General features: G+C 61.7%; 12 protein-coding genes. 4 read left to right on the top strand and 8 right to left on the bottom strand.

From position 1 onward, the window contains the following. The first annotated feature begins 2 nt into the window (after positions 1-2). The 3 genes from rpe to trpS are packed head-to-tail and all read left to right on the top strand — an operon-like array spanning position 3 to position 2,381. Positions 3-680, top strand: coding sequence for a ribulose-phosphate 3-epimerase (rpe, locus tag ATE40_RS19390; RefSeq protein ID WP_019456160.1), 678 nt, complete (start codon positions 3-5; stop codon positions 678-680). Next, the gene (locus ATE40_RS19385) at positions 673-1,371 is read left to right on the top strand and encodes a phosphoglycolate phosphatase (protein WP_019456159.1); all 699 of its coding nucleotides are present in this window, start codon (positions 673-675) and stop codon (positions 1,369-1,371) included. The genes rpe and ATE40_RS19385 overlap by 8 nt, the downstream gene beginning before the upstream one ends. A gap of 2 nt (positions 1,372-1,373) precedes the next feature. Continuing rightward, complete coding sequence (gene trpS, locus ATE40_RS19380; RefSeq protein WP_063918397.1) at positions 1,374-2,381, top strand: tryptophan--tRNA ligase; 1,008 nt, start codon at positions 1,374-1,376, stop codon at positions 2,379-2,381. A 51-nt stretch (positions 2,382-2,432) separates the two neighbouring features. Here the strand turns inward: trpS and cysG are convergent, their stop codons facing one another. Genes cysG through nirB form a run of 4 tightly spaced genes read right to left on the bottom strand, consistent with a single transcriptional unit; the run spans position 2,433 to position 7,576 of the window. Beyond that, positions 2,433-3,836, bottom strand: coding sequence for a siroheme synthase CysG (gene cysG, locus ATE40_RS19375; protein ID WP_063918398.1), 1,404 nt, complete (start codon positions 3,834-3,836; stop codon positions 2,433-2,435). Positions 3,837-3,886: 50 nt separating this feature from the next. Continuing rightward, positions 3,887-4,687, bottom strand: coding sequence for a nitrite transporter NirC (gene nirC / locus ATE40_RS19370; RefSeq protein WP_063918399.1), 801 nt, complete (start codon positions 4,685-4,687; stop codon positions 3,887-3,889). Between the two features lie 16 nt (positions 4,688-4,703). Next, the gene (gene nirD, locus ATE40_RS19365) at positions 4,704-5,030 is read right to left on the bottom strand and encodes a nitrite reductase small subunit NirD (protein WP_019456155.1); all 327 of its coding nucleotides are present in this window, start codon (positions 5,028-5,030) and stop codon (positions 4,704-4,706) included. Continuing rightward, a complete protein-coding gene (nirB, locus tag ATE40_RS19360) occupies positions 5,027-7,576 on the bottom strand; it encodes a nitrite reductase large subunit NirB (protein WP_063918400.1) in 2,550 nt (849 codons plus the stop codon). Before nirB ends, nirD begins: the two co-directional genes overlap by 4 nt. A 303-nt stretch (positions 7,577-7,879) precedes the next feature. Here nirB and ATE40_RS19350 point away from each other — a divergent pair, with 303 nt between their 5' ends. Further along, complete coding sequence (locus tag ATE40_RS19350) at positions 7,880-9,148, top strand: cytosine deaminase (RefSeq protein WP_275507223.1); 1,269 nt, start codon at positions 7,880-7,882, stop codon at positions 9,146-9,148. On the opposite strand, the gene ATE40_RS19345 is transcribed toward ATE40_RS19350, so the two are convergent. The 4 genes from ATE40_RS19345 to ATE40_RS19330 all read right to left on the bottom strand — a co-directional run bounded on the left by ATE40_RS19345 (position 9,145) and on the right by ATE40_RS19330 (position 12,201). Next, a complete protein-coding gene (locus ATE40_RS19345; protein ID WP_019456151.1) occupies positions 9,145-9,495 on the bottom strand; it encodes a type II toxin-antitoxin system ChpB family toxin in 351 nt (116 codons plus the stop codon). The genes ATE40_RS19350 and ATE40_RS19345 overlap by 4 nt on opposite strands. After that, on the bottom strand, positions 9,489-9,737 hold the full coding sequence (locus ATE40_RS19340; RefSeq protein WP_025159908.1) for an AbrB/MazE/SpoVT family DNA-binding domain-containing protein: 249 nt from the start codon (positions 9,735-9,737) through the stop codon (positions 9,489-9,491). Before ATE40_RS19340 ends, ATE40_RS19345 begins: the two co-directional genes overlap by 7 nt. A 110-nt stretch (positions 9,738-9,847) precedes the next feature. Continuing rightward, positions 9,848-11,032 carry an MFS transporter TsgA gene (gene tsgA / locus ATE40_RS19335; RefSeq protein WP_004930336.1) on the bottom strand — a complete coding sequence of 395 codons (1,185 nt, stop codon included), beginning with the start codon at positions 11,030-11,032 and terminating at the stop codon, positions 9,848-9,850. Positions 11,033-11,220: 188 nt separating this feature from the next. Further along, positions 11,221-12,201, bottom strand: coding sequence for a LacI family DNA-binding transcriptional regulator (locus ATE40_RS19330; RefSeq protein ID WP_063918402.1), 981 nt, complete (start codon positions 12,199-12,201; stop codon positions 11,221-11,223). Positions 12,202-12,215 lie beyond the last annotated feature (14 nt).

Genomic DNA, 12,215 nt, shown 5'->3' with positions numbered 1-12,215 from the left:
GGATGAAAAAGTTTTTGATTGCCCCGTCCATTCTGTCGGCAGATTTTGCCCGGTTAGGTGAAGATACCGCTAACGTGCTGGCCGCTGGCGGCGACGTGGTGCACTTCGACGTGATGGACAACCACTACGTGCCCAATCTGACCATCGGTCCGATGGTGTGCGAAGCGCTGCGTAACTATGGCATTACCGCGCCGATTGACGTGCACCTGATGGTCAAGCCGGTGGATCGCATCGTGCCTGATTTCGCCAAGGCCGGCGCATCCTATATCTCTTTCCACCCCGAAGCGTCCGAACATGTCGATCGCACCATCCAACTGATCAAAGAGCACGGTTGCAAAGCCGGCCTGGTGTTCAATCCGGCCACGCCGCTGAGCTATCTCGATTACGTGATGGATAAAATCGACGTGATCCTACTGATGTCGGTCAACCCGGGCTTCGGCGGCCAGTCGTTCATTCACGGTACCCTCGACAAGCTGCGCCAGGTGCGCAAGCTGATCGACGACAGCGGCCGCGATATCCGTCTGGAAGTCGACGGTGGGGTGAAAGTGGACAACATCGCCGAAATCGCCGCCGCGGGCGCCGATATGTTTGTCGCCGGTTCCGCCATCTTTGGCCAGCCGGACTACCGCAAGGTGATCGACGAGATGCGCAGCGAGCTGGCGAAGGTTTCCCATGGCTGATTTCGGCGCGATCCGCGCACTGGCCTTCGATCTGGACGGCACGCTGGTCGACAGTGCGCCGGGCCTGGCGGCCGCCATCGATATGGCGCTGGAAGAGATGAACCTGCCGCAAGCGGGTGAGGAGCGGGTCGGCACCTGGATCGGCAACGGCGCCGACGTGCTGGTGCAGCGCGCGCTGCGCTGGGCGGAAGCGGAAGGCACGCCGGAGCAATGCGGCCGGCTGCGTGAACGCTTCGACCATTTCTATGCGCAGACCGTCGACAGTGGCAGCCGCCTGTTCCCGCAGGTGCAAGAGACGCTGGCCCGACTGGCGGCGCACGGTTACCCGATGGCGTTGGTGACCAATAAGCCGACGCCGTTCGTGGCGCCGCTGCTGGCGTCGTTGGGCATTGGCGACTATTTCTCGCTGGTGATCGGCGGCGACGACGTGACGGAAAAGAAACCGCATCCTGCGCCGTTGTACCTGGTGCTCGGCAAGCTTGGCCTGCGCGCGCATGAACTGCTGTTCGTCGGCGACTCACGCAACGATATTCAAGCCGCACAGGGCGCCGGTTGCCCGAGTGTCGGTTTCACCTACGGTTATAACTACGGCGAATCGATCGCCCTGAGCCACCCCGATCGGGTGTTGGAGCGCTTCGCCGATTTGTTGCCCGCTCTTGGGCTGTCATCTTTAGAGAATCAGGAAATTTAAACATGAGTAAGCCCATCGTATTTAGCGGCGCGCAGCCGTCCGGCGAACTGACCATCGGCAACTACATGGGTGCGCTGCGTCAGTGGGTTCAGATGCAGGACGACTACGACTGCATCTATTGCATCGTCGATCTGCATGCCATCACCGTGCGCCAGGACGCCGAGAAGTTGCGCAAGGCCACGCTGGATACGCTGGCACTGTACCTGGCCTGCGGCATCGATCCGGAAAAAAGCACCATCTTCGTGCAGTCGCACGTGCCTGAGCACACGCAGCTGAGCTGGGTGCTGAACTGCTACACCTATTTCGGCGAGCTGAGCCGCATGACGCAGTTCAAGGACAAATCCGCACGCTATGCGGAGAACATCAACGCCGGGTTGTTCAGCTATCCGGTGCTGATGGCGGCGGACATCCTGCTGTATCAAACCAACCAGGTGCCGGTGGGCGAAGACCAGAAACAGCACCTGGAGCTGAGCCGCGACGTGGGCCAGCGTTTCAACGCGCTGTACGGCGACGTGTTCAAAGTGCCGGAGCCGTTTATCCCTAAATCCGGCGCGCGCGTAATGTCGCTGCAGGAACCGACCAAGAAGATGTCCAAGTCGGACGACAACCGCAACAACGTGATCGGTCTGCTGGAAGATCCGAAAGCGGTGAGCAAGAAGATCAAACGCGCAATGACCGACTCGGAAGAGCCGCCTGTCGTGCGTTACGACGTGGCCAACAAGGCGGGTGTCTCCAACCTGCTGGATATCCTCGCCGGCGTGAGCGGCAAGAGCATCGCACAGCTGGAAGCCGAGTTCGAGGGCCAAATGTACGGCCATCTGAAAGGCGCGGTGGCGGACGCCGTCTCCGGCATGTTGGGCGAGCTGCAGGAGCGTTACTATCGCTTCCGCAACGATGAAGCCTACCTGCAGCAGGTGATGCGCGATGGCGCGGCCAAAGCGCGTGCGCGGGCGCAGGAAACCCTGGCGAAGGTCTACCAGGCCGTCGGTTTCGTACCGCCGCAGGCGTAACGCCGGCACAAATAGAAAAAGCGGCCTAGAGCCGCTTTTTTTACGTCGCTATCACGCCATTTGCGCCAGACTGGCGGGCGCTGCCTCGCTGGCGAACCAATTGAGCTTGCCGCGCAGGCTGACTACGCTGCCGACGATGATCAGGCTGGGGCTGGCGGCCTGCAGGGCCAAGGCGCCCAGTTGGCCGAGCTCGCCTTCGATCACTCGCTGACGGCAGGAGGTGCCGTTTTCCACCAGCGCCACCGGCGTGGCGGCCGGCAGGCCGTTAGCGATCAGCTGGCGTTGGATCTCCGCCGCTTGCGATAGCCCCATATAAAACACCAGCGTCTGTTGCCCGGCAGCCAGCGTCGCCCAGTCCAATCCACCGTCGGCTTTGGCGTGGCCGGTCACCAGGCGCACGCTCTGCGCGTGGTCGCGGTGGGTGAGCGGGATGCCGCTGTAGGCGGAACAGCCAGAGGCGGCGGTAATGCCTGGCACCACCGAGAATGGCACGCTGGCGTCTGCCAGCGTCTCCAGCTCTTCGCCGCCGCGGCCGAAGATAAAGGGATCGCCCCCTTTCAGGCGCACCACGCGTTTGCCTTGCAACGCCTGCTGCAGCAGGATTTGGTTGATCTGCTCCTGCGGCACGCAGTGGTGGCCGGCGCGTTTGCCGACGAAGATGCGCTCGGCGTCGCGGCGCACCAGCGTCATGATATCTTCAGAGACCAACCGGTCATAAACCACCACGTCGGCCTGCTGGATCTGCTGCAGCCCTTTCAGCGTCAGCAAGCCGGCATCGCCTGGCCCGGCGCCCACCAGTACCACTTCACCGCGATCTTCCGGCTGTTCGCTGAACAGCTGCTCGAGCTGGCGTTCAGCCAGCGCGGCGTCGTCGTTGGCCAGCGACTGCGCTAGCCGATCGTGGGCGAACAACCGTTCCCAAAAGCGACGACGCGCGCCGAGGCTGCTGAAGCGTCGTTTTACTCGCTGCCGCAGCGAACCGCCTAACTGGGCCAGTTTTCCGAGGTGCTGCGGCAACATCGCCTCCAGCTTCTCGCGCAGCAGCCGTGCTAATACCGGCGCTTTGCCACCGGAGGATACCGCCACCATGATCGGCGAACGATCGATGATCGACGGCATGATAAAGCTGGCGCGTTTCGGGTCATCGACCACGTTGCAGAATACCCGCTGCTGGTTGGCGCATTGGTACACCAGCGCGTTGACTTCCAGCCGATCGGTGGCGGCGACTACCAGCCATTTTTCCGCCAACAGGCTTGGGCTGAATTCGCCTTCGGTCAGTGTCACCAGGCCTTCTTCCGCCCATTGGCGGAACTGCGGGGTGAACTCCAGGGCGTTGACGGTCAGCGCCGCGCCGGCGTCCAGCAGCAGGCGCGCTTTGCGTTCGGCTATCTCGCCGCCGCCGACCAGCAGGCAGGCTTTATGTTGCAGTTGGCAGAAAATCGGCAGGTAGTCCATCGGCACTCCTCGGGATAATCAGTGCGGGGGCGAAAGGCGCCCCCGAAAACTCAGGCGGTCTGACGTGCGGCGGCTTTCGCCGCCTGCGGGCGTTCGGCACGCGGTGTGGCGTACCAATAACCCAGGCCCATCAGCACCGAGCCGGACAGGATATTGCCCAGCGTCACCCACAGCAGGTTGTGGCCGATACCGGCGAGGGTATAGGCCTCGCTGTGGTTGCCGAACCAGGAGAGGGCGAACAGCGTCATATTGGCGACGGAGTGCTCATAACCCGAGGCGATGAAGGCCAGCAGGCACCACCAGATGGCGATGAACCTGGCGGCGCCTTCAACGCGGATCGCCATCCAAATCGCCAGGCAAACCAGCCAGTTGCACAGTACGCCCTTGAAGAACAGCACTTCGGCCGGCGCGGTGGTTTTCGCCAGCGCGGCGCTGTGCACCAGGCTGGTATCCACCGGCAGCAGGCTGCCGCCGCCGTAGTAATACATCAGCGCCACCAGCACCGAGCCGAGCAGGTTGCCGAGCCAGGTTTGCGGCAGCACCGCCCACATCTGGCTCTGGCGGATGGTGCCGGCCTTGACGCCGAGCGTCAGGAACATCGTATGGCCGGTGAACAGCTCGGAACCGGCGATGATCACCAGTGTCAGCGCGATGCCGAAGGTGGCGCCCATCACCAGCGGCCGCACGCTTGGATCGACCAGATTGCCGAGGGTGAAGATCAGGATGATGCCGAGGCCGACGTAGGCGCCGGCCATCGCCGAGCTGATCCAGAAACCGAGCGGGCTCTCCTTCGCCAGGCGGACGATGCGCGCCGCGTTGACGGCACATTTGTTGAGGGTGTCGGTAAACATGTGGCCTCCCGAAAGGTTATGCCGCGACTTGCACGATGCCGTCGACCACCCGGCTGGCGAAGCTGGCGACGGAACGGCTGTCATCTTCCAGGCAGTGGCCGTCGTACAGGCGGAAATGCTGCTTCTTCAGCGGGCTGGCGACCCACAACTCGCCTTGATGTTCGGCGATCAGCCCGCGCGACAGCACGCTGGCCTGGGCGAACGGGTCGATATTGCTGATGGCGAACACCTGTTCGTCGGCATAGGGGCGGAACACCGCCACCTGCCGATCGCCGATCAGGGCGCACACGCCGGTGCCTGGCAGGATGTCGGCGACGGGACAAACGGTAATCCACTGGCTCATGCGTGGCTCTCCTCGGTATCGATCAGGGTGACGGGAATACGCTCGTCCGGGCGCGCCGGGCGGTGCTGGTCGCGTTCGGCCACCACCTGCACGTTCGGATCGCGCAGCGGGCTGTTGATGAAGTGGGCGAAGCGTAGCTGCGTTTCCGGATGCTCGACGGTCTCTTTCCACTCGCAGATCACTGCGTCGCGCAGGCGGGCGATCTCCGCTTCCAATTGATCGTTGATGCCGAGCTTGTCGTCGACGATCACCTTGCGCAGGTAATCGATGCCGCCTTCCAGGCTTTCCAGCCACACCGAGGTGCGCTGCAGCTTATCGGCGGTGCGGATATAGAACATCATGAAGCGGTCGAGGTAACGCACCAGGGTCTCGCGATCGAGGTCGGCAGCCAGCAGGTCGGCGTGGCGCGGTTTCATGCCACCGTTGCCGCAGACATACAGGTTCCAGCCGTTCTCGGTGGCGATGATGCCGACGTCCTTGCCCTGCGCTTCGGCGCATTCACGGGTGCAGCCCGAGACGCCGAACTTCATTTTATGCGGGGTGCGGATGCCTTTGTAACGGTGCTCCAGCGTGACGCCGAAGCCGACGCTGTCGCCGACGCCGTAGCGGCACCAGGTGCTGCCGACGCAGGTTTTCGCCATGCGCAGCGCCTTGGCGTATGCGTGGCCGGTTTCAAAGCCGGCGGCGAGCAGCTTGCTCCAGATGGCAGGCAGGTCGTCTTTCTGCGCGCCGAACATGCCGATGCGCTGCGAGCCGGTCATTTTGGTGTAGAGGTTGTACTCCTTGGCGATTTGGCCGATGGCCAGCAGGCCGTCCGGGGTGATTTCGCCGCCGGCGGAGCGCGGGATTACCGAATAGGTGCCGTCTTTCTGGATATTGCCGAGGAAGTTGTCGTTGGTATCCTGCAGCGGCGTATGCTGCGGCTTGAGAACGTATTCGTTCCAGCACGAGGCTAACAGCGAGCCGACGGTCGGCTTACAGACTTCGCAGCCGTAGCCTTTGCCGTATTTGGCCAGCAACGCCTCGAACGATTTGATGCCTTCGACGCGGATCAGGTGGAACAGCTCCTGGCGTGAATAGGCGAAGTGTTCGCACAGGTGGTGGTTGACCTCGATGCCTTGCTTGCTCAGCTCGGCGTTCAGCACCTGGGTGAGCAGCGGGATGCAGCCGCCGCAGCCGGTGCCGGCCTTGGTTTCGGCTTTCAGCGCCGCCACGGTGTGGCAACCTTTGTTGACCGCCTGAATGATGTCGCCTTTGCTGACGTCGAAGCAGGAGCAGATCTGCGCGCTTTCCGGCAGCGAATCCACGCCGATGGCCGGTTTGCTGCCCGCATGAGCCGGCAGGATCAGGCCGTCCGGGTTCTCCGGCAGTTCGATGCCGTTCAGCGCTAGCTGCAGCAGGTTGCCGTAGTCGCTGGTGTCGCCCACCAGCACCGCGCCGAGCAGGGTTTTGCTGTCGGCGCTGACGATGAGGCGTTTGTAGACTTCTTTGTTTTCATCCAGATAGACGTAGCTGCGGGCGCCTTCGGTGCGGCCATGGGCATCGCCGATGCCGCCGACGTCCACGCCCAGCAGCTTCAGCTTGGCGCTCATGTCGGCGCCCTGGAAGCTGTTTTCGCGGCCCAGCAGGTGATCGGCGGCCACTTGCGCCATTTTGTAACCCGGCGCCACCAGGCCGAAGGTGCGATCGCGCCAGGCGGCGCACTCACCGATGGCGTAGACGTTCGGATCCGACGTCTGGCAGCTGTCGTTGATGGCGATGCCGCCGCGGCGGCCGATCTCCAGCCCGCACTGGCGCGCCAGCTTGTCCTGGGCGCGGATGCCGGTGGAGAACACGATGAAATCCACTTCCAGCAGGCTGCCGTCGGCGAAATGCAGGGTTTTACGCGCCGTGCCGCCGCCGTTGACGATCTCCTGGGTATTCTTGCCGGTGTGCACCTTGACGCCCATGCGTTCGATCTTGCGGCGCAGCTGGTCGCCGCCCATCGGGTCGAGCTGTTCGGCCATCAGCACCGGAGCGAACTCGATCACGTGCGTTTCCACCCCCAGGCTTTTCAGCGCGCCGGCGGCCTCCAGCCCCAGCAGCCCGCCGCCGACCACCGCGCCGCGTTTGCTGCGGCGCGCGCAGGCTTCGATGGCATTCAGGTCTTCGATGGTGCGGTAAACGAAGCAGTCCTGGCTATCCGAGCCTTTAATCGGCGGGATCCACGGGTAAGAGCCGGTGGCCATGATCAGCTTGTCGTAATAGACGGTGCGGCCGGTGTTGGAGTGGATGACCTTCTCGTCGCGATTGATGGTGATGGCGCGCTCGCCGATCAGCACCTTCACGCCGTGTTTTTCGTAAAAGCCTTCGCGCACCAGCGACAGCTCTTCGGCGGTGTGGTGCGAGAAGTAGGAAGAGAGATGCACGCGATCGTAAGCGATGCGCGGCTCTTCGCAAAATACGGTGATTTCGAACTGGTCTTTGTCTGCTTTATCCAACAGATCTTCGATGAACCGGTGGCCGACCATGCCATTGCCGACGACGGCAAGTTTGACTCTGCTCATTATTGCCTCAAAATTCTGGTTTCCTAGGCTTACCTTATCTCTCCCGATGGGCAATTTATTGATGCAAATCAATCACACTCTTATATACCTCTAACGTGGTATATAGATGATTTTTCACGATTTTTGATAAGTTGCGGATTTTATTCACCTTTAGCTGAAGCGAGTCAGTTTGCATGCCAATTACCCCGCAGGGGGTAGCCGCAGGAGGTAGGAGCGAAACGGCGACTTTGTCAGCGCGATCCGCTGCCAGTATGATGAAGAAAACCAGCGCAACGGCAGAGGTGAAGGGTGGCGAAACGTCCATTGAAGTTTATCGACAACCTGCGTTTAAGCGGGCATGAAGGATTGTGGCAACTGGCGATTGAGCAGGGGCGCATTGCGCATCTGGTGCCGCAGCCGGAAGGGCAGGAGTGGCGCAGCGACGTGCTGGATGCGCAGGGCGGGCTGGCGCTGCCGGCGTTCGTCGAACCGCATATTCACCTGGATACCACGCAAACCGCCGGCCAGCCGGCCTGGAACCAGTCCGGCACGCTGTTCGAAGGCATCGAGCGCTGGGCCGAACGCAAAGCGCTGTTGACCCATGAAGACGTCAAGCAGCGCGCCTGGCAAACCCTCAAGTGGCAGATTGCCAACGGCGTGCAGTATGTGCGCACCCACGTCGACGTCTCCGATCCCACGCTGACCGCGCTGCGCGCCATGCTGGAGGTGAAACGGGAGGTGGCGCCCTGGGTGACGCTGCAGATCGTCGCCTTCCCGCAGGAGGGGATCCTCTCTTATCCCAACGGCGAAGCGCTGCTGGAAGAAGCGCTGCGGTTGGGGGCCGACGTGGTGGGCGCCATTCCACATTTCGAATTCACCCGCGAGTACGGCGTGGAGTCGCTGCACAAGGCGTTCGCGCTGGCGCAAAAATACGATCGGCTGGTGGACGTGCACTGCGATGAGATCGACGACGAGCAATCGCGCTTCGTCGAGACCGTGGCGGCGCTGGCGCTGAAGCTGGAGATGGGGGCGAAAGTCACCGCCAGCCACACCACGGCGATGCACTCTTACAACGGCGCTTACGCCTCGCGGCTATTCCGCCTGCTGAAAATGTCAGGCATCAACTTCGTCGCCAACCCGCTGGTGAATATTCATCTGCAGGGGCGTTTCGACAGCTACCCGAAACGGCGCGGCGTGACGCGGGTGAAGGAGATGCTGGAGGCGGAGATCAACGTCTGCTTTGGCCACGACGACGTGTTCGATCCCTGGTACCCGCTCGGCACTGCCAACATGCTGCAGGTGCTGCATATGGGGCTGCACGTGTGTCAGCTGATGGGTTATGGCCAGATCGACGACGGGTTGAAGCTGATCACCAGCCACAGTGCGCGCACCCTTAACCTGAGCGACTACGGTCTGGCGGCCGGCAACAGCGCCAACCTGGTGATCCTGCCGGCGGAAAGCGGCTTCGATGCGGTGCGCCGCCAGACGCCGGTGCGTTATTCGATCCGCCAGGGGGCGGTGATCGCCGAGACGCGGCCGGCGGAAACTACGCTGCATCTGCAGCAGGATGAGACGGTGGATTTTCGGCGTTAGTCGATGATCGCCTGAAGCCGCGCCAGTGCATCGGCGATGACTTCGCCGGGGGCATGCTCGACGAATTGCGCGCTGCGCCCGGCCAGATCCATCATGCGAACCTGATTGATCAAGATGACGCCCTGCGTTGCGGTGCCACTGCCGCTCAGGCTGACGGTGAAACCCGCTGTACGGGCAAAATTCGCCCCTTGGGAAATGGGGGCGACCAATACCATGCCCAGCGCATTGAACTCGCGGGGAGACAGCACCAGTGCCGGACGAAAGTCGCCTTGTTGCTCACGGCCAACCACGGGATTCAGGCTGACCCGGATAAGATCTCCGCGCTGAAAAACGGGGCGCTTCACCATACTTCTTTCCCCGCCGGCGGCATGTGTTCCCAGCTGTCGTCTGCGGCGGCCGGCGCTTCACCGTCGCAGCCATCGAGCAATTGCTGCAGTGAATAGCGTTTCTTAACCGGCTTAATGACCAACGCTCCATCGATAACCTGCATGTCCATTTCCTGACCTACCTGTAGTTCCAGCTCGTTCATTAGCGCTGAGGGCACCAGCATTCCCGCGCTGTTGCCCCATTTTTTGATAGAGACTTTCATGAGCAATCCCTCTCCATTGTTCATGTATAAACAATGTATAATCAAGTGTGAAAAATGTACATAAAAAAGGGCGCCTTGCGGGCGCCCTGGGTGCATCTGATGCGAAGACGTTAGTGCGTCACATGACCGTGGCTGCGGTGCTTGGTCACGAAGCCCAGCAGCAGACACATCACGAACACCGCCAGGTACAGGCCGTTGGCGGTGGTCAGCGCCGCGTGCGCGCCACCTTTCGCGACGATCGGGCCGGTGACCACGAAGGTCAGCATGGTACCGATGGTGCCGCAGGTCAGGATAAAGTTGACCAGCTTCGGTGAGGAGACCTTGGTCTGCAGCGAGCCGAGGGTGATCAGCGTGGTGTAGATGGCGCTGGAAACGAAGCCCAGAGCCATGATGTAGTAGCCCAGGTGCTCCGGATTGTCGGTGCTGACGAACAGGTACATCGCGCCGGTAGCCAGTGCGGCCAACACGGTGACGATGCGCTGCAGATCGAAGAAGCGCAGGATGAAGCTGAACACCCACATGCCGACCATGTAAGAGGTCCAGAAGTCGCTCACCAGCTTACCGGCCTGGCCGATGTCCATGTTGAAGGACTTGGTGGCGTACTCAGGCACCCACTGAATGAAGCCCAACTGGCCGAGGATGTAGCACAGCGCGGCGATCGACAGGAACAGCACGCCGATACCCCATTTTTCTTTCTCGACCGGCTGACCGGCGTCGGCGCCTTTCTTGCCCAGCACCGGGAATTCGGAGCACAGGGTCAGCACGAAGATCGCCACGTACAGCAGGCCGATGCAGGCATAAACCCAGTACCAGCCGATATGGCGGGCCAGCAGCATCGCGGCGACGATCGGGAAGATCATACCGGCCATGCTGAAGAAGGAGTCGGTGAACAGCAGGCGCGAGCCGCGCTGGCGGCCGGCATACATGTGGGTGATCAGGAAGGTGCCGATCGACATGGTGATACCGCTAACCACGCCAAGGATAAACATGCACAGCGAGAACATGGTCAGGCTCTTGCCGAGCATCAGGCCTGCGACCGCCAGCACCATCAGGACAAAGCCGAAGATCAGCTGACGCTTCAGCGGGATGATTTCCATCAGCCAGGCATTGAGGAAGATCGAAATCAAAATGCCGGCGTTGAGGAAAGTAAAGGTGTTACTCATGCTGGAAACCGGCAGATTAAAGTACTCTGCAATGTTTCCCATCACCATCCCTGTGACGATCACTAAAGCACCGGTCAGCGCGTATGAAAAGAAGCTGATCCAGGTAAGCCGTATGCGGTTACTGTCATTCATTGTATAGGCCTGAATATGTCTGTTAGAGGTTTTAACGCTGGCATAAGGCCGCTGGCTTTTCCCGGCAAAGCAGAAAAGTCCCGATCAGGCCGCCAGGGGGCGGATCCTAGCACAGACAACGGGATTTTTTGTGATGGCTGTCGATTTTTTGATGCAATTTATGAAAGGCTGATGCCTGTTGTTGTGATCTATTTGCGCGCAGTCACAATAGAATCGCGGTTGATAATCGCCGGCTCAAAACGGCGCGCCGGAGTGGCGGGATCGATCAACAGCCGCGCAGCGTATTGCGCCATCTCGCTGATGGGAAAATGTACGCTGCTCAGCGCCGGGCGCACGAAAGGCGCGCGTTCGCCGCTGTCGTAGCAGATCAACGAGATATCTTGCGGCACCCGCAAACGATGCTCGTTGATCGCCAGCAGGGCGCCGATCGCCATCTCTTCGTTGCAGCAGTAGATGGCGCTGGGCCGCGCGTCTTGCCGCAGCAGCCGATCGGCACAGCGATAACCGCTTTCCAGATCGTAGACACCTTCCAGGCAGGCCAACGGTTCGATGTTCGCCGCCTGCATGGCTTCCTCAAACCCCTGCAGCCGCAGGCGGCTCGACGGGCGCTCGCGCGGGCCGCTGATGCAGGCGATGCGCCGGTGCCCGGCATCGAGCAGCTGTTGCGTCGCCATGCGGCTGGCGAGCGGGTGATCGAAGGTGACGCAGCGGGCCTCCAGCCCAGGCACCAGGCGATCGAGCAACACGAAATGACGTTGCTCCGCCGCCAGCTGACGCAGCCTGTCGTCGCTGAGGAAGCGCACGTGCAGGATCACGCCGTCGCAGCGCAGGCTAAATAACCGCTGCACCGCCTGCCATTCGTTTTCGGCGCTGTTGCGGCCCTGGGTCACCAGCAGCTGCTTGCCGTGGGATTCGGCCTCGGTCTGTACGAAGTCCATCAGCGCGCCGAAGAAACCGCCGCGATACGAGGTGGTGACCAGCCCGAGGGTATTGCTGTGACTGGAGGCGAGCGCGCGGGCCGCCGGATTGGGGGTGTAACCGAGCTGGGTGACGGCGCGTTCAACCTTCTCGCGGGTCGGCGCCTTGACGTTGCTGTCGCCGTTCACCACGCGCGATACGGTGGCGCGCGATACGCCCGCCAACGCCGCGACATCTTCCAGTGTCACCATCGTCCAACTCCTGA

Source organism: Serratia surfactantfaciens (genome assembly GCF_001642805.2).
Taxonomy (GTDB): domain Bacteria; phylum Pseudomonadota; class Gammaproteobacteria; order Enterobacterales; family Enterobacteriaceae; genus Serratia; species Serratia surfactantfaciens.
Note: the sequence above shows the minus strand (reverse complement) of the source record. Positions and strands in the feature narration are given on the sequence as shown.

What these genes read in the sequence shown, in the direction of transcription:
- rpe (WP_019456160.1), top strand. Translation starts at nt 3, where the DNA reads ATGAAAAAGTTTTTGATTGCCCCGTCCATTCTGTCGGCAGATTTTGCC.
- ATE40_RS19385 (WP_019456159.1), top strand. Translation starts at nt 673, where the DNA reads ATGGCTGATTTCGGCGCGATCCGCGCACTGGCCTTCGATCTGGACGGC.
- trpS (WP_063918397.1), top strand. Translation starts at nt 1,374, where the DNA reads ATGAGTAAGCCCATCGTATTTAGCGGCGCGCAGCCGTCCGGCGAACTG.
- cysG (WP_063918398.1), bottom strand. Translation starts at nt 3,836, where the DNA reads ATGGACTACCTGCCGATTTTCTGCCAACTGCAACATAAAGCCTGCCTG.
- nirC (WP_063918399.1), bottom strand. Translation starts at nt 4,687, where the DNA reads ATGTTTACCGACACCCTCAACAAATGTGCCGTCAACGCGGCGCGCATC.
- nirD (WP_019456155.1), bottom strand. Translation starts at nt 5,030, where the DNA reads ATGAGCCAGTGGATTACCGTTTGTCCCGTCGCCGACATCCTGCCAGGC.
- nirB (WP_063918400.1), bottom strand. Translation starts at nt 7,576, where the DNA reads ATGAGCAGAGTCAAACTTGCCGTCGTCGGCAATGGCATGGTCGGCCAC.
- ATE40_RS19345 (WP_019456151.1), bottom strand. Translation starts at nt 9,495, where the DNA reads ATGGTGAAGCGCCCCGTTTTTCAGCGCGGAGATCTTATCCGGGTCAGC.
- ATE40_RS19340 (WP_025159908.1), bottom strand. Translation starts at nt 9,737, where the DNA reads ATGAAAGTCTCTATCAAAAAATGGGGCAACAGCGCGGGAATGCTGGTG.
- tsgA (WP_004930336.1), bottom strand. Translation starts at nt 11,032, where the DNA reads ATGAATGACAGTAACCGCATACGGCTTACCTGGATCAGCTTCTTTTCA.
- ATE40_RS19330 (WP_063918402.1), bottom strand. Translation starts at nt 12,201, where the DNA reads ATGGTGACACTGGAAGATGTCGCGGCGTTGGCGGGCGTATCGCGCGCC.